The sequence below is a fragment of the Streptomyces sp. NPDC002181 genome, assembly GCF_042890485.1.
In the GTDB taxonomy this organism is placed as follows: domain Bacteria; phylum Actinomycetota; class Actinomycetes; order Streptomycetales; family Streptomycetaceae; genus Streptomyces.
In genome coordinates this window covers 463,066-485,283 of sequence record NZ_JBIASC010000003.1, presented here as the reverse complement: position 1 = coordinate 485,283, position 22,218 = coordinate 463,066, and the positions used below count along the sequence as shown (strand labels likewise).

The 22,218-nt window shown below is 73.4% G+C and carries 21 protein-coding genes; 11 read left to right on the top strand and 10 right to left on the bottom strand.

Annotation, left to right across the window (positions count from 1 at the left end; genetic code table 11):
* Positions 1-12 precede the first annotated feature (12 nt).
* Positions 13-717, bottom strand: coding sequence for a TetR/AcrR family transcriptional regulator (locus ACFYXV_RS11550; protein WP_389382737.1), 705 nt, complete (start codon positions 715-717; stop codon positions 13-15).
* A gap of 75 nt (positions 718-792) precedes the next feature.
* On the opposite strand from ACFYXV_RS11550, the gene ACFYXV_RS11545 reads away from it, so the two are divergent.
* Positions 793-2,322, top strand: coding sequence for a monooxygenase (locus tag ACFYXV_RS11545; RefSeq protein WP_389382736.1), 1,530 nt, complete (start codon positions 793-795; stop codon positions 2,320-2,322).
* A gap of 16 nt (positions 2,323-2,338) precedes the next feature.
* On the opposite strand, the gene polX is transcribed toward ACFYXV_RS11545, so the two are convergent.
* The gene (polX, locus tag ACFYXV_RS11540) at positions 2,339-4,063 is read right to left on the bottom strand and encodes a DNA polymerase/3'-5' exonuclease PolX (RefSeq protein WP_389382735.1); all 1,725 of its coding nucleotides are present in this window, start codon (positions 4,061-4,063) and stop codon (positions 2,339-2,341) included.
* A 171-nt stretch (positions 4,064-4,234) separates the two neighbouring features.
* Between polX and ACFYXV_RS11535 the strand changes: the two genes are divergently transcribed.
* Positions 4,235-5,608, top strand: coding sequence for a GH1 family beta-glucosidase (locus tag ACFYXV_RS11535; protein WP_385473531.1), 1,374 nt, complete (start codon positions 4,235-4,237; stop codon positions 5,606-5,608).
* Complete coding sequence (locus tag ACFYXV_RS11530; protein ID WP_389382734.1) at positions 5,605-6,861, top strand: MFS transporter; 1,257 nt, start codon at positions 5,605-5,607, stop codon at positions 6,859-6,861. The genes ACFYXV_RS11535 and ACFYXV_RS11530 overlap by 4 nt, the downstream gene beginning before the upstream one ends.
* Positions 6,862-6,950: 89 nt before the next feature.
* Here the strand turns inward: ACFYXV_RS11530 and ACFYXV_RS11525 are convergent, their stop codons facing one another.
* The gene (locus ACFYXV_RS11525) at positions 6,951-7,187 is read right to left on the bottom strand and encodes a chaplin (RefSeq protein WP_385473538.1); all 237 of its coding nucleotides are present in this window, start codon (positions 7,185-7,187) and stop codon (positions 6,951-6,953) included.
* 244 nt (positions 7,188-7,431) lie between these two features.
* On the opposite strand from ACFYXV_RS11525, the gene ACFYXV_RS11520 reads away from it, so the two are divergent.
* From ACFYXV_RS11520 to ACFYXV_RS11490, 7 genes are all read left to right on the top strand, one after another.
* Positions 7,432-7,590 carry a hypothetical protein gene (locus ACFYXV_RS11520; RefSeq protein WP_389382733.1) on the top strand — a complete coding sequence of 53 codons (159 nt, stop codon included), beginning with the start codon at positions 7,432-7,434 and terminating at the stop codon, positions 7,588-7,590.
* 5 nt (positions 7,591-7,595) lie between these two features.
* Positions 7,596-9,458, top strand: coding sequence for an ABC transporter ATP-binding protein (locus ACFYXV_RS11515; RefSeq protein ID WP_389382732.1), 1,863 nt, complete (start codon positions 7,596-7,598; stop codon positions 9,456-9,458).
* Entirely contained in the window at positions 9,455-10,342 is an 888-nt protein-coding gene (locus ACFYXV_RS11510; protein ID WP_389382731.1) for a serine/threonine-protein kinase, read from the top strand. Before ACFYXV_RS11515 ends, ACFYXV_RS11510 begins: the two co-directional genes overlap by 4 nt.
* A 69-nt stretch (positions 10,343-10,411) precedes the next feature.
* Positions 10,412-11,689 (top strand): pyroglutamyl peptidase, encoded by a 1,278-nt coding sequence (locus tag ACFYXV_RS11505; protein ID WP_389382730.1) that lies wholly within the window; start codon positions 10,412-10,414, stop codon positions 11,687-11,689.
* Between the two features lie 135 nt (positions 11,690-11,824).
* Complete coding sequence (locus ACFYXV_RS11500; RefSeq protein WP_389382729.1) at positions 11,825-12,259, top strand: hypothetical protein; 435 nt, start codon at positions 11,825-11,827, stop codon at positions 12,257-12,259.
* A 94-nt stretch (positions 12,260-12,353) separates the two neighbouring features.
* Positions 12,354-13,004, top strand: coding sequence for a hypothetical protein (locus tag ACFYXV_RS11495; protein ID WP_389382728.1), 651 nt, complete (start codon positions 12,354-12,356; stop codon positions 13,002-13,004).
* 73 nt (positions 13,005-13,077) lie between these two features.
* Positions 13,078-13,284 carry a hypothetical protein gene (locus ACFYXV_RS11490; protein WP_385473559.1) on the top strand — a complete coding sequence of 69 codons (207 nt, stop codon included), beginning with the start codon at positions 13,078-13,080 and terminating at the stop codon, positions 13,282-13,284.
* Between the two features lie 66 nt (positions 13,285-13,350).
* Here the strand turns inward: ACFYXV_RS11490 and ACFYXV_RS11485 are convergent, their stop codons facing one another.
* From ACFYXV_RS11485 to ACFYXV_RS11465, 5 genes are all read right to left on the bottom strand, one after another.
* Positions 13,351-13,770 (bottom strand): hypothetical protein, encoded by a 420-nt coding sequence (locus ACFYXV_RS11485; protein WP_389382727.1) that lies wholly within the window; start codon positions 13,768-13,770, stop codon positions 13,351-13,353.
* A 91-nt stretch (positions 13,771-13,861) separates the two neighbouring features.
* Positions 13,862-15,202, bottom strand: coding sequence for an MFS transporter (locus ACFYXV_RS11480; protein ID WP_389382726.1), 1,341 nt, complete (start codon positions 15,200-15,202; stop codon positions 13,862-13,864).
* Positions 15,203-15,278: 76 nt separating this feature from the next.
* Positions 15,279-17,303, bottom strand: a complete 2,025-nt coding sequence (locus ACFYXV_RS11475; RefSeq protein ID WP_385473325.1) for a prolyl oligopeptidase family protein — start codon at positions 17,301-17,303, stop codon at positions 15,279-15,281.
* A gap of 85 nt (positions 17,304-17,388) precedes the next feature.
* A complete protein-coding gene (locus ACFYXV_RS11470; protein WP_389382725.1) occupies positions 17,389-19,002 on the bottom strand; it encodes a glutamate synthase subunit beta in 1,614 nt (537 codons plus the stop codon).
* Between the two features lie 172 nt (positions 19,003-19,174).
* The gene (locus tag ACFYXV_RS11465; protein ID WP_383346757.1) at positions 19,175-19,603 is read right to left on the bottom strand and encodes a MarR family winged helix-turn-helix transcriptional regulator; all 429 of its coding nucleotides are present in this window, start codon (positions 19,601-19,603) and stop codon (positions 19,175-19,177) included.
* An 84-nt stretch (positions 19,604-19,687) separates the two neighbouring features.
* Here ACFYXV_RS11465 and ACFYXV_RS11460 point away from each other — a divergent pair, with 84 nt between their 5' ends.
* Positions 19,688-20,620 carry an alpha/beta fold hydrolase gene (locus ACFYXV_RS11460; RefSeq protein ID WP_389382724.1) on the top strand — a complete coding sequence of 311 codons (933 nt, stop codon included), beginning with the start codon at positions 19,688-19,690 and terminating at the stop codon, positions 20,618-20,620.
* Here the strand turns inward: ACFYXV_RS11460 and ACFYXV_RS11455 are convergent.
* Both ACFYXV_RS11455 and ACFYXV_RS11450 read right to left on the bottom strand, forming a co-directional pair.
* Positions 20,599-20,880, bottom strand: a complete 282-nt coding sequence (locus ACFYXV_RS11455; RefSeq protein WP_383346692.1) for a DUF6225 family protein — start codon at positions 20,878-20,880, stop codon at positions 20,599-20,601. The genes ACFYXV_RS11460 and ACFYXV_RS11455 overlap by 22 nt on opposite strands.
* A 294-nt stretch (positions 20,881-21,174) precedes the next feature.
* Positions 21,175-22,158, bottom strand: coding sequence for an aldo/keto reductase (locus ACFYXV_RS11450; protein WP_389382723.1), 984 nt, complete (start codon positions 22,156-22,158; stop codon positions 21,175-21,177).
* Positions 22,159-22,218: the final 60 nt, after the last annotated feature.

Here is a 22,218-nt window from a genome sequence, read left to right as displayed (position 1 = left end):
TGATCCGTTCCCTCAGGCGGCCGACTCCGGCCCGGGCCGGCTCAGCGCGCGCAGCCCCTGGAGCAGCAGGTCCAGGCCGAACTCGAACTGAGCCGTGAAATCGGTGTCGGTGAACACGGGAAGGGCCTCGGCGAGGTGCGGGTGGCGGGCTTCCGCCACCGCCTCCCGGAGCCGGTCGGGGTCTGCGGGCCCCTGGTCTCCGGGCTGGAGGGCGGCCTGTTCCTCCAGGGTGTGGCCGACGGTGTAGTGAATCACCGCCAGCGCGGTGCGCGCCGCCTGCGCGGGACCGAACCCGGCCTCGCGCAGGACCCCGAGGAGGGTCTCGGCGAAGCCGAGGGTGTTCGCGCCGGTCGAGTGGGTTCCGGCGTAGACCCGCGCCCCGTCGCGGTGGGCGAGGAGCGCCGTGCGCATGCCCCGGGCCAGGGTCGTCAGGCGTGCGCTCCAGGCGGAGTCCGGCGGCCGGGTGGAGCAGCCCGCCAGCATCCGTTCGGCCATCGCGGTGAGCAGGTCCTGTTTGGTGGCGAAGTGCCGGTAGAGCGCCCCGGCCTGTACGCCGACGGCATCGGCCAGCCGCCGCATGGTCAGCGCGTCCAGTCCGGCCTCGTCGAGCAGCGCCAGGGCCGCCTCGACGGTACGGGCCTGATCCAGCCGAGGGGGCCTGCCCCGGGCCGGGGGGCGCGGGGCGTCGGAGGGAGGCGGGGTTGACGGTGCGCTCATGGGCCCCACTATAGTGAACATCGTTCACGTGAACACTGTTCACTAAATAGGGCAGAGCCCGGGAAGAGGTTTCCGATGGACACCGATGTGATCGTCGTGGGCGCCGGTCCGACCGGCCTGATGCTCGCCTGCGAGCTCGCACTGGCCGGCGTACGGACCCGGATCGTGGAGCGGCGGGACGCTCCGCAGCCCGACTCGCGGGCCCTGACCCTGCACCCGCGCAGCGTCGAGCTGATGGACCAGCGCGGGCTGGCCGACCGCTTCCTCGCCCTCGGCCGGACCGTTCCCGGCTGGCACTTCGCCGGCCTCGGCACCCGCCTGGACTTCAGCGCCCTGGACAGCCGCCACGCTTACACCCTCTTCCTCGCCCAGGCACGTACGGAGGCCCTGCTGGAGGAGCGGGCGCGCGAGCTCGGCGTGGAGGTCCACCGCGGCCGCGAGAGCACCGGGGTGCGCCAGGACGCGGACGGCGTGGAGGTCGACGTGCGCGGTCCCGGCGGCCGGGTCGAGACCGTACGCGCCTCGTACGCGGTCGGCTGCGACGGCGGGCGCAGCATCGTGCGCCGGGAGGCGGGCATCGGCTTCCCCGGCACGGACGAGACGCTGACCGGCGTCCTCGGCGACTTCGCGGCGGCCGACCCGGAGCGCCTCGCGCGGGCTCGCGCCGAGGGCGTACTGGCCGTCCCGCTGGAGGGCGGCCTGACCCGTATCGTGCTCATCGACCCGGAGCGGATGCGGACGCCGGCCGCCGAGCCGGTCACCGCGGAGGAGTTCCGCCGGTCCCTGATCCGGATCTGCGGGAGCGACTGCGGGACAGGCCGGCCCCGGTGGCTGTCCCGGTTCGGCAACGCCACCCGTCTCGCCGAGCGCTACCGGTCCGGTCGCCTCCTGCTGGCGGGCGACGCCGCGCACATCCACTTCCCGGCGGCCGGCCAGGGGCTCAACACCGGGCTCCAGGACGCGATGAACCTGGGCTGGAAGCTGGCGGCCGAGGTCAACGGGTGGGCGCCCGCGGGGCTGCTCGACACCTACCACGCGGAGCGGCATCCGGTGGGCCTGGCGGTCACCGGGAACACCGAGGTCCAGACCCTGCTCGCCGAGCTGCCGCTGGTCCCCGCGTACCAGAGGCCCGCGGCGGCCCTGCGCGGGCTGCTCGACGAGCTGCTCGGCATCGAGGAGGTCAACCGGCGGCTCGCCGGGCTGGTTTCGGGGCTCGGCGTCGGCTACCCGGCCACGGGCCCCGGCGCCGACCCGCTGGTGGGCGCGCGGATGCCGGACATCCCGCTCGGCATCCCCGGTTCCGCCGCCACCCGGGTGTACGAGCTGCTCCACGAGGGCCGCTTCGTGCTGCTGAACCTCGCGCGGGAGCAGGGCTTCGGCACCGACGGGGGCTGGGCCGGCCGGGTCACGGCGGTCACCCCGGCCGGCGCCGGCCAGGACACGGCCCTCACCCCGGCCGGCGCCGGCCACGCCCGCCTCGACGGGGTGGCCGAAGTCCTCGTGCGCCCCGACGGGCACATCGCCTGGGCCACCCGTACCGCCGGCACCGCGGCCCGCCGCGCCGAGCGGTACGAGGCGCTCGCCGCCTGGGCCGGCACGCCCTGAAGGGCGCCGGGACGGTTCAGGCCCGCTTGGCCTTCAGGAACCGGTGCAGGCGGCTCCAGGGCCAGGTGTTGATGACGTCGTCCTTCGTCAGCCAGCCGCGCTGCGCCGTGCCCACCCCGTAGCGCAGGTACGGCAGGTGCGTGGTGGCGTGCGCGTCCGAGTTCACCGCGAACTTCACCCCGTACCGCTTCGCCCGCAGGATGTCCTCGTCGCCGAGGTCGAGCCGCTCCGGGTGCGCGTTGATCTCCAGGGCGGTTCCCGTGCGCGCGCAGGCCTCGAACACGGCGTCGAAGTCGGCGTCCACGCCGGGGCGGCGGCCGATCCGCCGGGTGGTGGGGTGGCCGATCACGGCGACGTTCGGGTTCTCGCAGGCCCGGATGAAACGCCGGGTCATGGCGGCCCGGCTCTGGCCGAAATGGGAGTGCACGGAGGCCACGCACAGGTCGAAGCCGGCGAGGAACTCGTCGGGCCAGTCCAGGCCGCCGTCCGGGCCGATGTTGAGTTCCGTGCCGTGCAGCAGCCGCATCCCGCGCACCGTGCGGTCCAGCGCCCGCAGCTGCCCGCGCTGCGCCAGGATCTTCTCCCGGGTCATGCGCTGCATGGCGAGGTCCGGCGCGTGGTCGGTGACCGCGTAGTACGCGTACCCGCGCGCGGCGGCCGCGGCCACCATGTCCTCCAGCGGGGCGAGCCCGTCGGTGAGGTCCGTGTGGGTGTGCAGGTCGCCCCGAATGTCGTCCTCCGCCACGAGCGCGGGGAGTTCGCCCTTCAGCCCGGCCGCGACCTCTCCGCGGTCCTCGCGCAGGGTCGGCGCGATCCAGGGCAGGCCGAGCCGGCCGTAGACCTCCTCCTCCGTCTCCGAGGCGAGGCTCTTGCCGCTCTCCGCGTCGAAGAGACCGTACTCGGAGAGCTTGAGCCCCTGGCGCACCGCGAGGGCACGGGTGCGGATGTTGTGTGCCTTGGACCCGGTGAAGTACTGGAGCCCCGCTCCCCAGGAGGCGGGCGGCAGCACGCGCAGGTCGACCTGGAGGCCGGCCGTCGTGCGGACGGAGGTCTTCTTCGCGCCGTGCGCGATGACGTCGGCCACCAGCGGGAGCTCGGTGAGGGCCGTCATGAACGGCGCGGACGTCCCGGCCGCGACCAGGATGTCGACATCGCCGATGGTCTCGCGCATGCGGCGCAGCGAGCCCGCGTACGTGCACCGTACGCACCCCGGGATCCGCTCCATCTCCGCGACGATCTGCTCGGCGACGTCCGTCGCGGCGCCGAGGAGGATCCGCCCGTCGGCGTTGCGCAGCACGGAGATGCCGTCGAGGATGTTCCGCTCGGTCTGCTCGCCGAAGCCCTTCAGGTCGCGCAGCCGCTCCTCGCGGACGGCGTCCTCCAGCTGCTCGACGGAGGAGACGCCCAGCTCCTCGTACAGGAGGAAGGCCTTGCGCGGCCCGAGGCCGGGGATCGCGGTCAGGGCGCGCACCCCGGCCGGGACGGCGGCCCTGCGCGCCTCGATGTCCGGGACCTGGCCGGTGCTCAGGTACTCGACGACCTTCTCGGCGATCGACTTGCCCACGTTCGGGATCTCCCGCAGGCCCTTGACGTCGAGCCCGGCGACATCGGCCGGGTGGCCGCCGATGGCGCGGGCGGCCTTCTCGTACGCGCGCGCCTTGAAGGCGTCGCCGCCGCTGATCGCGATGAGGTCGGCGTACTCCCGGAGCAGCGCCTCCACCTTTTCGTTGGCCCTGGCCATGCCTCCAGGGTGCCCCCTGCACCGGGGCCCGGCGCGGTGCACCGGCCCCGGCGCGGGCACGGCCCGCGAAACAGAAGTTGAGGATTGTTCACTTTCCATTGACAGGGCGGGCGCCGCGGGCCAACAGTGTGCCGTCAGCGCCCTCGCACGCCTCGACCGAAGTGAGCCCGTATGACTGCGTCCGTTCCCGCGTTCCCCGCCGATTTCCTCTGGGGCGTGTCCGCCTCCGCGTTCCAGATCGAGGGCTCGCCCACCGCCGACGGCCGGGGTCCCTCCTCATGGGACGCGTTCACGAAGGAGCCCGGACGCATCAAGGACGGCTCGCACGCGGACGTGGCCACCGACCACTACCGCCGCTACCGCGAGGACGTGGCCCTGATGGCCGGACTCGGCGTCGGCGCCTACCGGTTCTCGGTGTCCTGGTCCCGGGTCCTGCCGGACGGCCGCGGGCGGGTCAACCGCGCGGGGCTGGACTTCTACGACCGTCTGGTCGACGCGCTGTGCACGGCCGGCATCGCCCCGGTGCCGACCCTGTTCCACTGGGACACCCCGCTCGCTCTGGAGGAGGAGGGAGGCTGGCTCAGCCGCGACACCGCCGAGCGGTTCGCGGCGTACGCCTCGGTGGTCGCGGAGCGGCTCGCCGACCGCGTCCCGATGTGGATCACCATCAACGAGCCCGCCGAGGTCACCCTCCTGGGCTACGGCATCGGGGAGCACGCCCCCGGCAAGGGCCTCGTCTTCGACGCCCTGCCCGCCGCGCACCACCAGCTCCTGGCCCACGGCCTGGGCGTGCAGGCGCTGCGGGCCGCGGGCGCCCGGCAGATCGGCATCGCCGCCTCGCACAGCCCGGTCCGGGCGGCGAGCGACAGCGCGGAGGACCGGGGCGCCGCCGAGTTGTACGACCTGCTCACGAACCGGCTCTTCGCCGATCCCATCCTGACCGGCGCCTATCCGGACGAGGGCCTCGCCTCGATGCTTCCCGGCCCGGTGGCCGAGGACCTCAAGGCGATCTCCGCACCCCTGGACTGGTACGGGATCAACTACTACAACCCGATGGTGGTCGAAGCCCCCCAACCGAGCGCGACCGCGAGCGAGTTCGGCGGCATCGAGCTGCCGGCCGGCCTCCCCTTCGCCTTCCGGCCGTTCGAGGGGTGCGAACACACCGACTTCGGCTGGCCGGTGGTCCCGGAGGGCTTGCGCGAACTGCTCGTCTCCCTGCGCGAGCGCTACGGCGACCGGCTGCCGCCGCTGTACATCACCGAGAACGGCTGCTCGTACGGGGACGGGCCCGATCCCGTCACCGGACGGATCTCCGACGCGCGCCGGATCGCGTACCACGCGGGCCATCTGGACGCCCTGCACCGGGCGATGGCGCAGGGGGTCGACGTCCGCGGCTACTTCATCTGGTCGATCCTCGACAACTTCGAGTGGGCGGAGGGGTACCGACAGCGGTTCGGCCTCGTACACGTCGACTACGAGACGCTGGAGCGGACTCCGAAGGAGTCGTACGCCTGGTACCGCGACGTGATCAAGGGCGGCAGATGACCGTCGGGGGGACGGCGGCGAAGGCCGCCGGTCCGGCCGATCCGGCGGGCCCGGTCGGGGGACGGTGGGTGAGCGCGCTGTCCCTCGCCAACCTGGGGGTCTGGGTCGGCTGGTTCGGCCCGCTCCAACTGCTCCTGGCCCGCCAGGCGGAGCAGCTCACCCCGGACCACAAGGCGGCCACGCTCGCGCTGGTGACGGGGGTGGGAGCGGCCGTCTCGATGGTCGCCAACCCGGTCTTCGGGGCGCTGTCGGACCGTACGACGGCCGCGGTCGGCCGGCGGATCCCCTGGGTGGTGGCGGGGACCCTGGGCGGGGCGGCCGGGCTGCTCGTCCTCGCGCGGGCTTCGAGCGTCGCGGTGGTCATCGCGGGCTGGTGCCTGGTCCAACTGGCCCTCAACGCGGCCTTCGCCGCACTCACCGCGGCCGTGCCCGACCAGGTCCCGCCGCGCCGTCGCGGGCTGGTCGGCGGCTGGCTGGGGGTCTCCCAGGTCGGCGGGATCCTGGCCGGCACGGTGCTGGCCACGGCCGCGGGCGGCATCGCGGCCGGGTACCTCGCGTGCGCGGCCTTCTCGGTGCTGGCGGCCGTCCCGTACGTGGTGATGCGGCGCGACTCGCGCTTGTGGCCCGCCGACCGGCCCGCGTTCCGCCGGCGGGCCTTCCTCACCGGATTCTGGATCGACCCACGCCGCCATCCCGACTTCGGCTGGGCCTGGTTGACCCGCTTCCTGATGAACCTGTCGTACTCGGTCAGCACGATGTACCTGCTGTACTACCTGACCGACGCGGTGCGCTACGAGGGCGACGCGGACACCGGCGTCCTGATCCTGACGGCGCTCAACGCGCTCACCCTGCTCGCCACAGTGGTGGTCGGCGGGGTCCGTTCGGACCGTACGGGCCGCCGGAAGGTCTACGTCATCGGGGCGGGTCTGGTCATCACGGTGGCCACCCTGTTGCTCGCCGTCTGGCAGACCTGGACCGGGGCGGTCGTCGCCTCGCTGGTCCTCGGGTTCGGCTTCGGCGTGTACACGTCGGTGGACTTCGCCCTGCTGACGGACGTGCTGCCGACGGCGCAGGACCGCGGCCGCGACCTCGGCGTCATCAACATCGCCAACGCGCTGCCCCAGGTGCTGGCGCCGGTGATCGCCGCGCCGGTGGTCACGCACTTCGGCGGGTACACCGCGCTGTACGCGCTCGCGGGCGCCTTGGCGCTGGCGGGATCGGTGCTGGTCCGCCGCATCCGCGGGGTCGCGTGATCCCTGGAGGGGGCAGCGGGCCGTGCCGTGGAACCGGGCGCGCCCGCGGTGCCTGCCGGACGGGCCGGGGACACCGCGGGCGCGGCGGATCAGGAGTTGAAGCAGATGTTGCCGGCGGCCGGGTTCAGCAGACCGATGAGGTTGATGCTGTTGCCGCAGGCGTTGAGCTGGAGGTGGATCGGGATCTGGACCACGTTGCCCGAAAGGATGCCCGGCGAGCCGATGGCGTAGCCCTCGGCCCCGGCGTCGGCGGAGGCGCTGCCGATGCCGCCCAGCGTCGCACCGACGACCAGAGCGGCTCCGGCGACCAGGGTACGGATCTTCATGTGGGTCTCCCATCGCAATGAGTGATGTGCGTGGGCCATCCCATACCAGTCCGGCCCGAACCCGGCTGATTCACCCGGTCGTGGGCCCCGTCCGCACGGCGGCGCGGCCGTTCGGAAGACCTCCCCGGCGATGTGCGGAGTCTTCCGGAAAGTGAATTTTTCGGGAAAGGGCAATCTCCCGGGCCGCCTGGAGCGTATGCCCCTGTGGAAGCTCTCCAGTGAGACAGCTCATGGAGGAAAACTCATGGCCATCTTCACTCACCTGATTCCCGCGAAGCACCGCCGTCGTGGCAAGAGGGACATGACCTCGGGACGTAACGACAGCACCGGCAGGCGCCGTCACCGTCGCCGCCACTGCGACAACGACAACGGCCACCACGGCAACCACGGCAACAACTGGTAAGCACCATGGGACGGGTCGCGCGGCATGCACTGCGGCGGCTGCTGTCGGTGGCAGAAGACCCCGACGCGGTCGTCGCCGCCGCGCCGCCCGTCACTCCGCGCGAGGCGTTCCGCCGGTTCTGGCCCTATACCCGGGGCGGCCGGCGCTGGCTCGTCCCGATCCTGCTCTTCAGCATGATCGGCCCGTTGATCGACGCGGCCGAGATCTGGCTCTTCAAGGTCGTGGTGGACGAGGTCCTCGTTCCGCGCGACCTGAGCCCGTTCCTGTGGATCGCGTTGGCCTACCTGGGCCTCGTCCTCGCTTCCGGCATCCTTGAGTTCGCCGACGACGTGCTCTCCACGTGGGTCGGCGAACGCTTTCTGCTGACCCTGCGGTCGGACGTCTACCGGCACGTCCAGGGGCTCTCGCTGGGGTTCTTCGAGCGGCGGCGCCTGGGTGACGTACTGTCACGCATCACCGGCGACGTCGACGCGATCGAGACGTTCCTCCTCTCCGGCGTGGCCAACGCCCTGTACTACGTCATCCAGTTGGGCGTCTTCCTCGGTCTGCTCTTCTACCTGAGCTGGGACCTGACCCTCCTCGCACTGGTCATCGTGCCCCTCTTCTGGGGCGCTGCCCGACGCTTCTCCCGGCTCATCAAGGCCGCCTCGCGCGAGCGGCGCCGGCGCAGCGGCTCGATCAGCGCGATAGCCGAGGAGTCGCTCGGCAACATCGCGCTGGTGCAGGCGTACAACCGGCAGGACACGGAGGAGAGCCGGTTCACCCGCGAGAGCGTGGGCCGCTTCCGGGCGGCGATGGTCTCGGCGCGCATCCGCTCCGTCTACGGCCCGCTCGTCGAGGTCATCGAACTGACGGGCGCGCTGGCCGTGATGGGCCTGGGCACGTGGAAGCTGGCGCAGGGCCAGCTCACCCTGGGCGGGCTGCTGGTCTTCGTCGCCCTGCTGGGCCGGCTCTACAGTCCCATCCGCGACCTGTCGCAGCTCACCAACACCTTCTACGCGGCGTCCGCGTCGGCCGAGCGCATCATCGAACTGCTCGACCAGCACCCGCAGGTCGTCGAGGTCGAAGCCGCCCGTGCCCGGAGGATCGGACGTGCCCGGGGCAATGTCGAGTTCCGCGGCGTCTCGTTCCGCTATCCGGGCACGGCGCGATGGGCCCTGCGCGAGGTGTCCTTCCGCGTACGGCCCGGTACGACCCTGGCGCTGGTCGGGACGAGCGGCGCCGGCAAGTCCACGGTCGGCAAGCTCCAACTGCGCTTCTACGACCCGGACGAGGGGGCCGTCCTCCTCGACGGCACCGACCTGCGGGAGCTGCGGCTGTCCGAACTGCGCGAGAACGTCGCGGTGGTGCTCCAGGAGACGCTCGTCTTCCACGGCACCGTAAGGGAGAACATCGCCTACGGGCGGCCCGGCGCGAGCGAGGCCGAGATCGTCGCGGCGGCGCGCGCGGCCGACGCCGACGGGTTCATCCGGCTCCTCCCCGAGGGCTACGACACCGTCGTGGGCCAGCGGGGCCGGACGCTGTCCGGCGGGCAGGCCCAGCGCCTGGCGATCGCGCGCGCGATGGTCCGGGACGCGCCCGTCCTGCTCCTGGACGAACCGACCACCGGCCTGGACGCCGAGTCGGCCCGCCGGATCATGGAACCGCTGCGCCGGCTGATGGCCGGACGGACGACCGTCGTGATCTCCCACAACCTGCTGACCGTCCGCGACGCCACGGCCACGGTGGTGCTGGAGCGGGGCCGGGTCGTCGAGTGCGGCACCCACGAGGAGCTGCTCGTGCGGGACGGCGCCTACGCCCGCCTCCACCGGGTGAACGGCGGCGCACCCGGTCCCGGACCCGCCTCCTCGCTGAAGGTCCTGTCATGAGCCTCGCGACCGCCACCCGCCCCGTGTCCCCGCCCCTCGCTCCCGGCGCGCTCCCCGTACCCGGATACGAGGTCCTGGCCCACCTGGACCGCACCGGCTGGCTCGACCTGTACGACGTCTGGAGCGAGGATCGGGACTGCCGTTGCGTGGTGAAGGTGCTGCGGCCCGACCTCCGCGGCGAACCGCGGCTGGCCGGGCGGCTGGTCCGCGAGGGCCGCTGGCTCCAGCGCTTCACGCATCCGCACCTGGTCCGCGCGTACGAGACCTTCGAGCAGCCCGAGCCGGTCGTCGTACTCGAAACGCTGACGGGCGAGACGCTGTCCCACCTCATCGACCGCCTGCCCCGGCGGGCGTCCGCCGGGGACGTGGCCGTCCTGGGCGTGCAGTTGTGCTCCGCGCTGCACTACCTGCACGGCCAGGGCCTGCTGCACCTGGACCTGAAGCCGGCCAACGTCGTGGTGGAGCGCGGCCACGCGAAGGTCCTCGACCTCAGCGTCGCCCACCCGCCCGGCACCGCCCCGGCCGGCGCCGGCACCTTCGGCCACATGGCCCCCGAACAGGCGCGCGGCGGCGTCCTGTCGGCCGCGGCCGATGTCTGGGGCATCGGCATCACCCTGTACGAACTCGCCACCGGGGAGCTCCCGTTCGACCTGGGCGACACGGTGGACGGGACCACCGACGGCGCGGCCCCGACCTGGTATCCGCAGCTCGAAGAACCCGCTGCGCCGGTCTCCGCGCACCGGCGCCTGCCCGCTGCCCTGGCGGCGGCCGTCGACGGCTGCCTGCGCCCCGATCCGGCGGACAGGCCCTCGCTCTCCGAGCTGTCCGCCGCCCTGGACGCGACCCTGCTCCGGCGGCGGCGCGACACCCCCGGGACGGCCTGACGGGAACCGGCCAGACCCGGCCGAAGACGTCTGGTGGGGCACTGCCCAGGCTATGTAATGTCACATCGCATGATGCTCTTACGGCGTACCGCCTCGCTCGCGGTCCTTCTCGCCACCGTCCTCCCCCCGGCCGTCACCGCACCCGCACAGGCGGCCGCGGCCGACACCGCCTCCTGCCGTACGACTCCCTCCGCGCCCCTCGACGCCGAGCAGGCGCGGCTCTCGGACGTCCGGACCACCGCGCTCGTCGAGCGCGCCGGGTTCGGTGACTTCGTACGGCGCTTCCCCGCCGCGCTGTGCTCGGTCCGCACCCCCGCCGAGGCCGGGCCGCTGCTCGACAGCTGGGGCGAGGCGCTCTGGCAGGCCGCGGTACGCCGCGCCCAGGGACAGCGCCCCGGCGGCGATCTCCCGGCCGGCGACGACCGCCCCCTCTACTGGGCACGGCTCGCCATGACCGCGGCGCTCGCCCGCTGGGAGCCGGGATTCCCCGTCGACCGCCCCGCACTGCGCACCCGCTTCGAGGACGCCTCCCGCGGCCTCGCCGACAACGCCTTCCGGACACCGGCGGGCGTACGGCGCGTCTTCATCAGCGGCTTCGACCCGTTCGGGCTCGACGCCGAGCTGCGCCGCGCCAACCCCTCCGGTTCCGCGGCCCTCCGGCTCAACGGGCGCCGCATCACCCTGGCCGACGGCAGCCGCGCCGAGATCCGGGCCGTCGTCCTGCCCGTGCGCTACGCCGACTTCGACGCCGGCATCGTGGAACGGGCCTTCGCCCCGCGCCTGGCCGGCGGCCCCGGCGCGGCGGACGTCATCACCACCATCAGCCAGGGCTACCCCGGCATCTTCACCCTGGAGGCCTGGGCGGGCCGGGCCCGGTCGGCGGATCCGTACCCCGACAACACCGGCTCCCTCTCCGGCGGTACCCGCGAGCACCCGGTAACCGCCCCCGGCCTGGGCCCGGGCGCGGAGTTCATCAGGACCACGCTCCCGACCGAGGCGGCCACCGGCTCCGTCCAGAGCCCGTACCCGGTGCTGCTCAACACCGCCGTCACCGAGATCCCCGCGGGTGCCACCGGGCCGGTGGACCGCGAGGACGGGCCGACGGCGGGTTCGCGGGCGGTGGAGGGCGGCGGGGGCGGCTACCTGTCCAACGAGGTGGCGTACCGCTCCAACCGCCTGCGCGGCGAACTCGCCCCGCGGCTGCCCGGCGGCCATCTGCACACCCCCGTCCTCACCGGCCTGCCGGCGGACCCGGGCCTGCTGACGGGCCCCGAGTTCGAGCGCAACGAGACCGCGATCACCGCCGAGGTCCGCGCCGTCCTGGAACACACCGCCGCCCGCCCCTGAACCCCGCTTGCTCACGCTCTGCGACCAGCGCGAATACGCCCCGACGTGCGCCGCGCGCCACCGGTCCGCACGATGGAGGGCGGGACCCAAGTGTCAGGAAGACCCGGGTCCCGCCCCCGAGAGAGAGGCGGCGCGATGAGCAGCACGCCGAGTGGAATGACCGGAAGCGGCACGCCGACCGGCACCGGCAGCGCCTGGGCCGCGGGCGGAACGGTGTTCGCGGGCGTCTTGATGATCGTCAGCGGCATCTTCGGCATCATCGAGGGCATCGTCGCCCTCGCCAACGACGAGGTGTACACGCACCTCGGCAACTACACCTTCAAGTTCGACCTCACGGCCTGGGGCTGGATCCATCTCGTCGTCGGCATCCTGGTCCTCGGCGCGGGCGCGGCGATCCTCAAGGGCTCGGAAGCCGGCCGGATCGCCGGCATCGCCCTGACCTGCCTGTACGTGATCGTGCACTTCATGTGGCTGCCGTACCAGCCGCTCTGGTCGATCGTCGCCATCCTCGTCGGCGTGTTCGTCATCTGGGCCCTGTGCACCGACAGGTCCCGGCCGGCGCCGCACTGACCGTACGTCGGCGGCCACGGCAACGGCAGCCGGACACCGCCGGATACCCTCGTGCCGGTACGCGTACGCCACCGGCACGAGGAGCAGGGACCGCATGACCATTCACCGGCCGGGACGGCCCACGGACCTGCCCGCGGCGGAACTGCTCTGGGCCCGTTGGGCGTTCGTCGCCGTACTGGAGGCGACCACCGCGGCGGAGAGCCGCGGAGTCCACCGCACCGGCCACTGGATCGACGGAGGCGGACTCCATCTCGACGACTCCGGCTGTACGTGGTGGACCCTGGCCCGGATGGGCCAGGGCCGCTTCGTGCTCTACGGCGAGGACGAGTCGAGCGGCGTCAAGTGGCACGAGCCCGCGATCGACATGCTGGCCCAGGCCCCGGACTGGCTCCCCTACGAGAAGCTGCGCGACCTGCTCGAAGGCTGGGAGCTGGGCTGCGTCTACTGGTACGAGAACGGCGCCTGGGCGCGTGCCCCCTACCCGGAGGGCCTCGGGGACGACGGCCTGGACTGCGGGATGGACCGCTTCGCGGAGCGCCGCGAGGTCCTCGACCTGCTGGCCGGCCACGGTCCGGCCGCACCGGAGCTCCTGGAGGACGCCGAGGCGTACCGGCTGCGGCCCGGGTCCCTCGACGCGCTGGTCGCGGACGACGGCGACGAGGACCGGGACGAGGAATGGGACCTGCCCGCGATGCACCGCGCGCTGGGCCTGGCCGGCCTGACGGGCGAGCCCGTCACCACGTAGTGCATGCGTTCCCGAAGTGTTCTAGCGTCGTATGAGATGCCCGCACGGAGGTGAGGACGTGGAGGTGAGCAGGGTGGCCAGTCCGACTCCGGCCCAGTTCCGGGCCGTCCACGGCGACATGGACCGGTGGCAGGCCGTCGACTTCGAGGTGTACGAGCACCTCGTCGAGAACGAGTACGTCGTGGCCCCGCGGCCCCGGCCCGGAGCCGGCGACCGCCTGCCCCGCCGTGCTCCGGACCCGGCCGCCGGACCAGGATCGCCGGACCAGGGCGCGTCCTAGGGAGCGTTGCCGAAGCGTCGCCGACCCCGCCCGTGAGGGCGGGGTCGGCGACATTGACGACACCCCCTAGACCGAGGCCCGCCCGGGACGCGGGGCGGCGAGCCACCGGGCTCCGCGGACCAGGCCGTACGTGCCCAGTGCCGCCACCGGGACGGCCGTGACGGCGACGGCGGCCCACTCCCGCGCGTAGTGCACGGCCTGGGTGGGCGTCCGCTCGAAGGTGATCATCGGGCCGAAGGTGTAGTAGCCCCAGATCATGAGCAGCTGGGAGAGCACGGCCCGCAGGACGGCGTGCACCGCCGTCGGCGCCGTGGCCGAGACCAGCAGCACGACGGCCGCGTACGGCACGTAGCCGGAGGCGAGGCGGCTCGCCGCGGTCACGTTCAGCCCGTCGCCGTCGCCCGCGACGGCGATCCACGCGGACAGGGCCCCGGCGGCCAGGGACACCACCATGGTGACAGCCGCTCGCTGCGCACCCCTCTTCATCTCGTTCTCCTCACGTGCCGCGTGCGTATCCGGTCTCCTCCAGCCTCCGTCGCGGGTTTGCGCGGACAATGACAGGAATATGAGCGTTCCGTCACGAGGCGGGCGTGGGGAGCGGCTCCGGCTCCTTCTCGGCGCGGTCCTTCTCGGCGTCGTCCCTCGCGGCGCGGTCCTTCTCGGCGCGGCGCCGCAGCGCGTCCTCGTCCGTGTCCGCGTCGTACGTCAGCAGCTTGGGCAGCGTCACGGACAGGGCCGCCACCGCCGCCACGCACATCAGGCCGCCGCTCCAGAACGCCGACCGCGTGCCCGTCCAGCCGGCGACCGTACCCGCGCGCACCTGGCCCAGCTGCGGACCGACGCTGTACGAGAGCACCTCGATGCCCGCCAGCCGCCCGCGCAGCTCCTCGGGGATGGTCTGGTTCCAGATGGTCGCCCGGCCCAGGCCGCTCAGCATGTCACCGGCGCCGGCGACGGCCAGGCACGCCAGCACCACCCAGATGTTCGTGAACCAGCCGGTCGCGGCGATCGCCATGCCCCACACCGCGGCCCCGAACACCACGAACAGGCCGTGCCGGCGCACCCGCGAGGTCCAGCCGCTCGTCATCCCGAGGACCAGGGAGCCCACCGCGCCCGCCGAATACATCAGACCCAGCGCCCACACGGCGTCGAGCTCGTCCGCGAGGAAGGGGAAGATCGTGTTCGGGAAGGCGAAGAACATGGCCGCCAGGTCCACCGCGTACGTGCCGAGCAGCACCGGCCGGCTCCACGCGTACCGCGCGCCCTCGGCGATCCCTCGCAGCGAGGGCCGTTCCGCGTCGGGCGAGGGCGGGGCCGGGGCCAGCCGCGTGCACAGGCAGACGGACAGCAGGAAGCCGGCGAGGGTGATGCCGTAGGCGGCCGGATAACCGGCGTAGGCGACGACCAGGCCGGCGATCGCCGGTCCGCTGATCGCGCCGATCTGGTAGCGCAGCGCGTTGAGCGCGGCGGCCGCGGTCATCTGCTCGTGCGGCACGATGCGCGCCATCATCGAGTCCAGGGCCGGGCGCTGCAGACCGGCCAGCGCCGAGACGCCGGCGGCGACCACGTACAGGGGCCACAGCAGCGGGTTCGGCAGCAGGGAGTTCACGAGCAGGACCAGGGCCAGCACCCCGAGCCCGGCCTCGCTCAGCAGGATCATCCGCCGCCGGTCGATCGCATCGGCCAGGGCTCCGCCGTAGAGGCCGAAGACGACGAGCGGGACGAGTTCCACCGCGCCCATCGCGCCGACCGCGAGCGGGGAGTCCGTGAGGTGCTTGATCTGGAGCGGGAGGGCGATCATCGCCATGAAGGACGTGAAGAACGTGACGGCGCCCTGGAAGAAGAGCAGCCGGAAATCGCGGCTGGACCGCCACGGGGAGAGGTCGGGCAGCAAACTGGACAAACGGGTGGTACTCACGACGGATCATCGTGGGGGAACGGCCCGTGCCCGGGCAACGCATTTTCCGGTGCCCGGGCACGCGCGGCCGGACCGTTCAGCCCGCTTCGCCGCCCAGGTGCCGCCACAGGAACGTGTACGCGAGGGCGTGGTTGACGGCGGCCTGTTCGTTGTCGCTGGCCCCGCCGTGGCCGCCGCCGGTGTTCTCGTGGAAGAGGACCCGGTGTCCCAGTTCCCGCAGCCGGGCGGCCGCCTTGCGGGCGTGGCCGGGGTGGACGCGGTCGTCGCGGGTGGAGGTCATCAGGAGCAGCGGCGGGTACGGCCGGTCCGCGCGGAGGTTGTGGTACGGGGAGAGGTCTTCGAGGTGGGGCCGGTCGGCCTCGCTGTCGGGGTCCCCGTACTCGGCGATCCATGAGGCCCCGGCGAGCAGGCGGTGGTAGCGGAGCATGTCCAGCAGCGGCACCTTGGCCACGACCGCCCCGAACAGCTCCGGGTGGCGGACGAGCATGGCGCCCATGAGCAGGCCGCCGTTGCTGGCCCCGGTGATGCCGAGCCGGCCGGGGGTCGTGATGCCCCGGGCGGTGAGGTCGGCGGCGACCGCCGCGAAGTCCTCGAAGGCCCGTACCCGGTTCGCGCCGAGGGCCGCCTGGTGCCAGGCCGGGCCGTATTCGGAGCCGCCGCGGATGTTGGCGACGGCGTACGTACCGCCGCGAGCGAGCCAGGCGCGGCCGGTGAGCGGGCTGTAGCCGGGGGTCTGCTGGTCGCGGAAGCCCCCGTACCCGTAGAGGAGCGCGGGACCGGGGCCTTCCTGGCCGGCGGGGCCGACGACGAAGTACGGCACCCGCGTACCGTCGGCGGAGGTCGCGAAGAACTGCCGGACCGACAGACCGCGGGCGTCGAAGCGGGCGGGGGCCTGCTTGATCGGCTCGGAGTCGGCGCCGATGTGCCCGTACGCGAGCGTGGAGGGCTGGAGGAAGCCGTCGACGTTCAGGAAGTACTCGTCGCTGACGTCCGGGTCGGTGTCGGTGACGGTCACCGAGGACAGCGGCGGCACGTCCGCGAGCGGCCGGCGGCTCCAGCCCTCCGGGCCCGGGGTGAGGACCTCGATGCGGGTGGCGACGTCGGCCAGCGTCTCCAGGACCAGGTGGTGGCGGGTCCAGCTGTGCCCGGCCAGCGCGGTGCGCTCGTCGGGCGCGAACAGCACCTGCGCGGTGCGGTCCCCGGCGAGGAAGGCGTCGAAGTCGAAGGCGAGGAGCGAGCCGGCCGGGTGTCCCAGCCACGGGGACTTCGGGGTGACGATCAGCCACTGCCGGTACGCGTACTTCCCGGCGTCGTCCGGGGCCTCGATCTTCACGAGCCGGTCGCCCCCGGCGAGGAGGTGGAGCTCGTCGTGGAAGAAGTCGGTGTGGCGGGAGACGAAATCGCGCTCGTGGCCGGGGGTCGGGTCGTGCCAGCCGGAGGCCGACACGTCGCCGGTCTCCGCCTCGTAGACGACCTCGGCGTCCGTCATGGGGGTGCCCCGGCGCCAGCGCCGGACCGTACGGGGATAGCCGGAGTCGGTCAGCGAGCCCGGGCCGGAGTCGGTGCCGAGGAAGACGGTGTCCTCGTCGATCCAGCCGATGCGGGTCTTGGCCTCCGCGACCTCGAAACCGCCGGCGTCGCCGGGCACGAAGGCCAGGGCACCGAGGTCGAACTCGCGGACCACGACGGCGTCGGAGCCGTCCCGGGACAGCAGGACCAGGGCGCGCCCGTGGTCCGGGTACCGCACCCGGGCGCCCGCCCACACCCACTCCTCGCCCTCGCGCGCCGCCAGCTCGTCGATGTCGAGGAGCGCTTCCCAGGCCGGGTCGTCCTTGCGGTACTGCTCCAGGGTGGTACGACGCCACACGCCCTTCGGGCGGTCCGCGTCCCGCCAGAAATTGTAGAGGTGCGCCCCGCGGCGGGTGGTGTACGGGATTCGTTCGGCGTCGTCGAGGACCTCGCGCAGTTCGTCGCGCAGCGCCTCGAATCCCGGGTCGGCGGCGAGCGCGGCGGCGGTCTCCGCGTTCCGCTCCCCCACCCAGGCCAGCGCGGCCTCGCCCTCGACGTCTTCCAGCCACAGGAAACGATCTTCAGCAGTCACCCCATGATTGTGCAGCCCCGCAGGACGTGCCGGAGCCGCGTCGGGAGGAGCGGGGCCCGGGCCGTGTCCCTCGGCTCAGGGCGGATCAGGCCGAGAGCGGCCGGTCGTGGGCGTCGACGGGGGCGGGCAGGGCGGTCGAGCCGGTGAGGTAGCGGTCCACGGCGGCGGCCGCCGCCCGGCCTTCGGCGATGGCCCACACCACGAGGGACTGGCCGCGGCCCGCGTCCCCCGCCACGAAGACCCCGTCGGGGCGGGGGCGGGCAGGCCGGTTCCCCGGAGGGCCCCAAGACGGCGGCACGCCCGCGGTCCGTGCCGCGGCCCAGGGCGGAGGCTCGGGCGCGGCGGACGCGGCGGGCTCGCCGGACGCGGCGGGCGCGGCGGACGCGCCCAGGGCCGCGTACTGCCCGTCCCGGGCGAAGTTGCCCCGGTCGTCCCGGGTGAGGCCGAGCTGTTCGCCGAGCCGGGAAGCCCGCTCGGGGCCGGAGAAGCCGAGCGCCAGCAGGACCAGCTCCGCCTCGATGACGCGCTCGGTGCCCGGCATGGCCCTGCGTCCCACGGCCTCGACCGCCGTCAGGTGCAGGGCCCGTACCCGACCGTCCGCACCCCCCTCGAAGTGCATCGTGGCGCTGGAGAAGAGGCGGGGATCGCTGCCGTGGCGTCCGCGCGCCTCCTCGTGCGCGTGGGAGATCCGGTACACCTGCGGGTGTACCAGCGGCCACGGCTCCCCCTCGGGCCGTCCGGGTCCCGGCTCGGGGCGTATGTCGAGCTGGACCACCGACAGCGCTCCCTGCCGCAGGGCGGTGCCCAGGCAGTCCGAGCCGGTGTCCCCGCCGCCGACGATCACCACGTGCCGGCCTTCGGCGGTGAGCGCGGGAGCGGCACAATCGCCCTCGCCGACCCTGTTTGCGCAGGTCAGGTACTCCATGGCCTGGTGGATTCCGGACAGCTCGCGGCCTGGCGCGGCCAGGTCCCGGCGCTCCTCGGCCCCTACGGCGACGACCACCGCGTCGTGCCGCCGGCGCAGTTCGGCGGCGTCCACGCGGCCGCCGACGTCGGCGTCCGTACGGAAGACCGTGCCCTCGGCCCGCATCTGGGCGATCCGCCGCTCCAGGTGGACCTTCTCCATCTTGAAGGCGGGAATGCCGTAGCGGAGCAGACCACCGATGCGGTCGGAGCGCTCGTAGACGACGACGGTGTGCCCGGCGCGCGTCAGCTGCTGGGCCGTGGCGAGCCCGGCCGGGCCGGAACCGATGACGGCGACGGTCTGCCCGCTGAGCCGGCCGGGCGGGGCCGGCGCGACGTACCCGAGCTCCCAGGCCTGGTCGGCGATGGTCTGCTCGACGTTCTTGATGGTCACGGGATCGGCGTTGATCGCGAGGACGCAGGAGTCCTCGCAGGGCGCCGGACAGAGTCGGCCGGTGAACTCCGGGAAGTTGTTCGTGGCGTGCAGCCGCTCGGCCGCGGCGCGCCAGTCGCCGTGCGCGGCGTACGCGTTCCACTCGGGGATGAGGTTGCCGAGCGGGCAGCCGCCGTGGCAGAAGGGGACGCCGCAGTCCATGCAGCGGTTCGCCTGCGCGGACACGAGGGGCAGCAGCGCCTGCCCGGCGTGCACCTCGCGCCAGTCGCCGAGCCGCTGGTCCGCGGGGCGTGACGGGACGGGGTTCCGGGGGGTCCGGAGGAACCCGTACGGGTCGGTCATACGCCGCCTCCCTGGTCACAGGCGGATACAACGGTCAGACCAGGCTACGCCGGGTTCCGGACCTGCGCGGCGCCCGGGAATTCCATGGCTGCGGCGATGAACCGCTCCGGGCCGGCGGACGAGCGCCGATCCGCCCCCGCCGGGCACCCGGGCAACCGGGTTTCGAGGCTCCTCACGCCCCCCTGCCGGACACGTCCAGAGCCGCACCCAAGTAACGCCGCACGACGTCCAGTTCGGCGGGCGTGAACTCCCCCGCCACGTCGACCAGCCCGCCGATCAGGGGGCCGAAGAAGGACCGGCCCAGCTCGACGGCCTTCGGCTCCACCACCAGCAGGACCCGGCGCCGGTCGTGCGGGTCACGGCTGCGCCGGACCAGGCCCGGCCGCTCCAGCCGGTCGAGGAGCGCCGTGGTACCCGCCGAGTTGAGCCGCAGGGCCTCACCGAGCCGCCCCGGGGTGACGGCCTCGCCCGCGCGCTCCGCGTCCAGCAGCCGGATCAGGGCCCGCAGATCGGTCGGGTGCAGGCCGTTGCGTGCCGCGAACTCGGCTCCGCGCAGGTGGAGTTCCACGGTGACCGCGCGCAGGAGGTGGACCAGCCGCATGGCGGGGGTGTCGTCATCGTTCACTCGACTATTCTCTCGTCAAGCGAGATAATCGGTCAACGAGACGATATCCGGGGGCATGCCGTGACCGAGTCCGCTTCCACATCAGCATCCGCAGCCACATCCGCAGCCGCAGCCGCTTCGGAAGACTTCTTCGCCGCCTATGACGCGCTGCTCGCGCGCTGGCCGGCCGGCACGGCCGAGATCGACGTACCGACCCCCTACGGAACGACCCGGGTCCACGCGTACGGGCCCGCCGGGGCTCCTCCGGTGCTGCTCCTGCACGGCGGCGGCTCCACCGGCGCCGTCTGGTTCGCCAACGCCGCGGCCCTCGGCACGCACCACCGGGTGCTCGCCGTCGACATCCTCGGCGACGCCGGCCGCAGCGTGCGCGCGGGCCGCCCGCTGCGCGCGAGCGCCGACCTGATGGGCTGGCTGGACGCGCTGCTCGACGGGCTCGATGTCCGCCGCGCCGCGCTGCTGGGGCATTCGTACGGTGCCTGGATCGCCCTGACGTACGCACTGCACGCGCCGGATCGGGTCGACCGGCTGGTGCTCCTCGACCCGACCCAGTGCTTCGCGGGATTCCGCCCCGGATTCCTGCTCCGCTCACTGCCCGTGCTGGTGCGCCCGAGGACGGCCCGGGTGCTCGCCTACCTCGACCGCGAGACGGCGGGCACGGACACCGACCCGGACTGGAAGCGGCTCTTCGCGCTGGCGGCCTCGGACTTCGCGGACCGCAAGCCGGTCATCGGCCGCCGCCCGGACGCGAGGGCCCTGCGGGCCCCGCTCCTGGTCCTGCTCGCGGGCCGCAGCGGCGCCCACGATCCGCGGAGGGTCGCTGCACGCGCCCGCCGGGCCGTACCGCACGCCCGGATCGAGACGCTCCCGCGGCTCACCCACTACGCGCTGCCCACGGCGGCGCCCGCGGAGACGAACCGGCTGGTCCGCGGGTTCCTCAGGGCCGACCGGGCCGACCGGGCCGACCGCGAAGGTCAGTCCAGGTCGAGGTGGTAGGCGCCGGCGGCGGCGTCGGCGAACAGCGTGAACTGGACGCGGTGGCCCGGCTCGCCGTCGTGGTCGCCCTCGCCCTCGCAGTCGACGTCCACCTCGACGGGCTCGGCGTCCACGAGGACGTACTCCCCGTAGCCCTCGAAGTCCCCGGGGCCGTCCGCGACGCCGATGTGGATCGGGGTCTCGTCGGGCAGCGCTGCCAGCACCTCGCGGAGCCGGCCAGCGGTCCACACCTGCGGATTGTGATCGAACATGTCAGCCATGCGGCGACATTAGAGTGCGAAAGGTGCACGACGGCCACGGCGCGCCGGACGGTTTCCCGCATCCGCGACGACCGTCACCCGGACTGCGTCCCGAGGCGGCCCGGGTGCGCGCGGAGGAACTGCCGCGCCCCGCACGGAGCGGAACATCCGCCGCTCACGGGCCGAATTCTCTGACGGATGCCCTCTGTTGCCGGGCTCCACGACCGGCTTCGCGGGCCTACCGGCCCGTCCCCCGCGGGTGAGGCCCGGGCGGGCGAGGCCGGGGCCGGGGCCGGTGGGCGAGGCCGCGCACGGTCACCCGTTCAGGGACTCCATCAGCTCCGCGGCGTAGCGGTCGCCCGAGGCGACCCCGTGCGGGGCGACCTCGTCGATGGCGGCCAGGTCCGCGTCCGTGATCGTCACCGCGGTGGCGGCGATGTTCTCCTCCAGGTAGCGGCGGCGCTTCGTACCCGGGATCGGCACCGCGCCCTGGCGCAGGGTCCAGGCCAGGGCCAGCTGGGAAGGGGTCACCCCCCTCTCCGCCGCGAGGCGGCGGACCCGGTCGACCACGGCCAGGTTGCGGTCGAAGTTCTCGCCGAGGAAGCGGGGGTCGGTGCGGCGGAAGTCGTCGGCCGCGAAATCGTCCGGGGTGGTGATCGCACCCGACAGGAAGCCCCGGCCGAGCGGCGAGTACGCGACGAGCCCGATGCCGAGATCGCGCAGGGTGTCGAGGACGCCGTCGTACTCGATGCCGCGCTCGAAGAGGCTGTACTCGGTCTGCACGGCGGCCAGCGGGTGCACGGCGTGGGCACGGGCGATGGTGGCGGGCGCGGCCTCGCAGAGGCCGATGTGGCGGACCTTGCCGGCGGCGACCAGCTCGGCCATGGCGCCGACGCTCTCCTCGATCGGGACGTTCGGGTCGACGCGGTGCAGGTAGTAGAGGTCGATGTGATCCGTACCGAGGTGGCGCAGGGAGCGGTCGGCCGAGCGGCGGATGTACTCGGGGGTGCCGTTGTGGCCGCGGAAGCCGCCCTCGTCGGTGAACTCGACGCCCGTCTTGGTGGCGACGACGGCGGCGTCGCGGCGGCCGGCCAGCGCCTTGCCGAGGAGCTGTTCGTTCAGGAAGGGGCCGTAGCCCTCGGCGGTGTCGAGCAGGGTGACGCCGAGCTCCAGCGCGCGGTCGATGGTGGCCAGGGACTCGGCCTCGTCGGTGGCTCCGTAGTGGGCGCTCATGCCCATCAGGCCGAGTCCTTCGGCACCGACCTCAAGGCCCTGACCGCCCAGTGCGCGAATCTCCATGGTGCTGCACTCCTCCGTAAGTAACTAACTGGATAGTTCGACTATGCACCGGGCTCGCGC

Coding starts and splice junctions, on each gene's coding strand:
- ACFYXV_RS11550 (WP_389382737.1), bottom strand. CDS start 717: ATGAGCGCACCGTCAACCCCGCCTCCCTCCGACGCCCCGCGCCCCCCG.
- ACFYXV_RS11545 (WP_389382736.1), top strand. CDS start 793: ATGGACACCGATGTGATCGTCGTGGGCGCCGGTCCGACCGGCCTGATG.
- polX (WP_389382735.1), bottom strand. CDS start 4,063: ATGGCCAGGGCCAACGAAAAGGTGGAGGCGCTGCTCCGGGAGTACGCC.
- ACFYXV_RS11535 (WP_385473531.1), top strand. CDS start 4,235: ATGACTGCGTCCGTTCCCGCGTTCCCCGCCGATTTCCTCTGGGGCGTG.
- ACFYXV_RS11530 (WP_389382734.1), top strand. CDS start 5,605: ATGACCGTCGGGGGGACGGCGGCGAAGGCCGCCGGTCCGGCCGATCCG.
- ACFYXV_RS11525 (WP_385473538.1), bottom strand. CDS start 7,187: ATGAAGATCCGTACCCTGGTCGCCGGAGCCGCTCTGGTCGTCGGTGCG.
- ACFYXV_RS11520 (WP_389382733.1), top strand. CDS start 7,432: ATGGCCATCTTCACTCACCTGATTCCCGCGAAGCACCGCCGTCGTGGC.
- ACFYXV_RS11515 (WP_389382732.1), top strand. CDS start 7,596: ATGGGACGGGTCGCGCGGCATGCACTGCGGCGGCTGCTGTCGGTGGCA.
- ACFYXV_RS11510 (WP_389382731.1), top strand. CDS start 9,455: ATGAGCCTCGCGACCGCCACCCGCCCCGTGTCCCCGCCCCTCGCTCCC.
- ACFYXV_RS11505 (WP_389382730.1), top strand. CDS start 10,412: ATGATGCTCTTACGGCGTACCGCCTCGCTCGCGGTCCTTCTCGCCACC.
- ACFYXV_RS11500 (WP_389382729.1), top strand. CDS start 11,825: ATGAGCAGCACGCCGAGTGGAATGACCGGAAGCGGCACGCCGACCGGC.
- ACFYXV_RS11495 (WP_389382728.1), top strand. CDS start 12,354: ATGACCATTCACCGGCCGGGACGGCCCACGGACCTGCCCGCGGCGGAA.
- ACFYXV_RS11485 (WP_389382727.1), bottom strand. CDS start 13,770: ATGAAGAGGGGTGCGCAGCGAGCGGCTGTCACCATGGTGGTGTCCCTG.
- ACFYXV_RS11470 (WP_389382725.1), bottom strand. CDS start 19,002: ATGACCGACCCGTACGGGTTCCTCCGGACCCCCCGGAACCCCGTCCCG.
- ACFYXV_RS11465 (WP_383346757.1), bottom strand. CDS start 19,603: ATGCGGCTGGTCCACCTCCTGCGCGCGGTCACCGTGGAACTCCACCTG.
- ACFYXV_RS11455 (WP_383346692.1), bottom strand. CDS start 20,880: ATGGCTGACATGTTCGATCACAATCCGCAGGTGTGGACCGCTGGCCGG.
- ACFYXV_RS11450 (WP_389382723.1), bottom strand. CDS start 22,158: ATGGAGATTCGCGCACTGGGCGGTCAGGGCCTTGAGGTCGGTGCCGAA.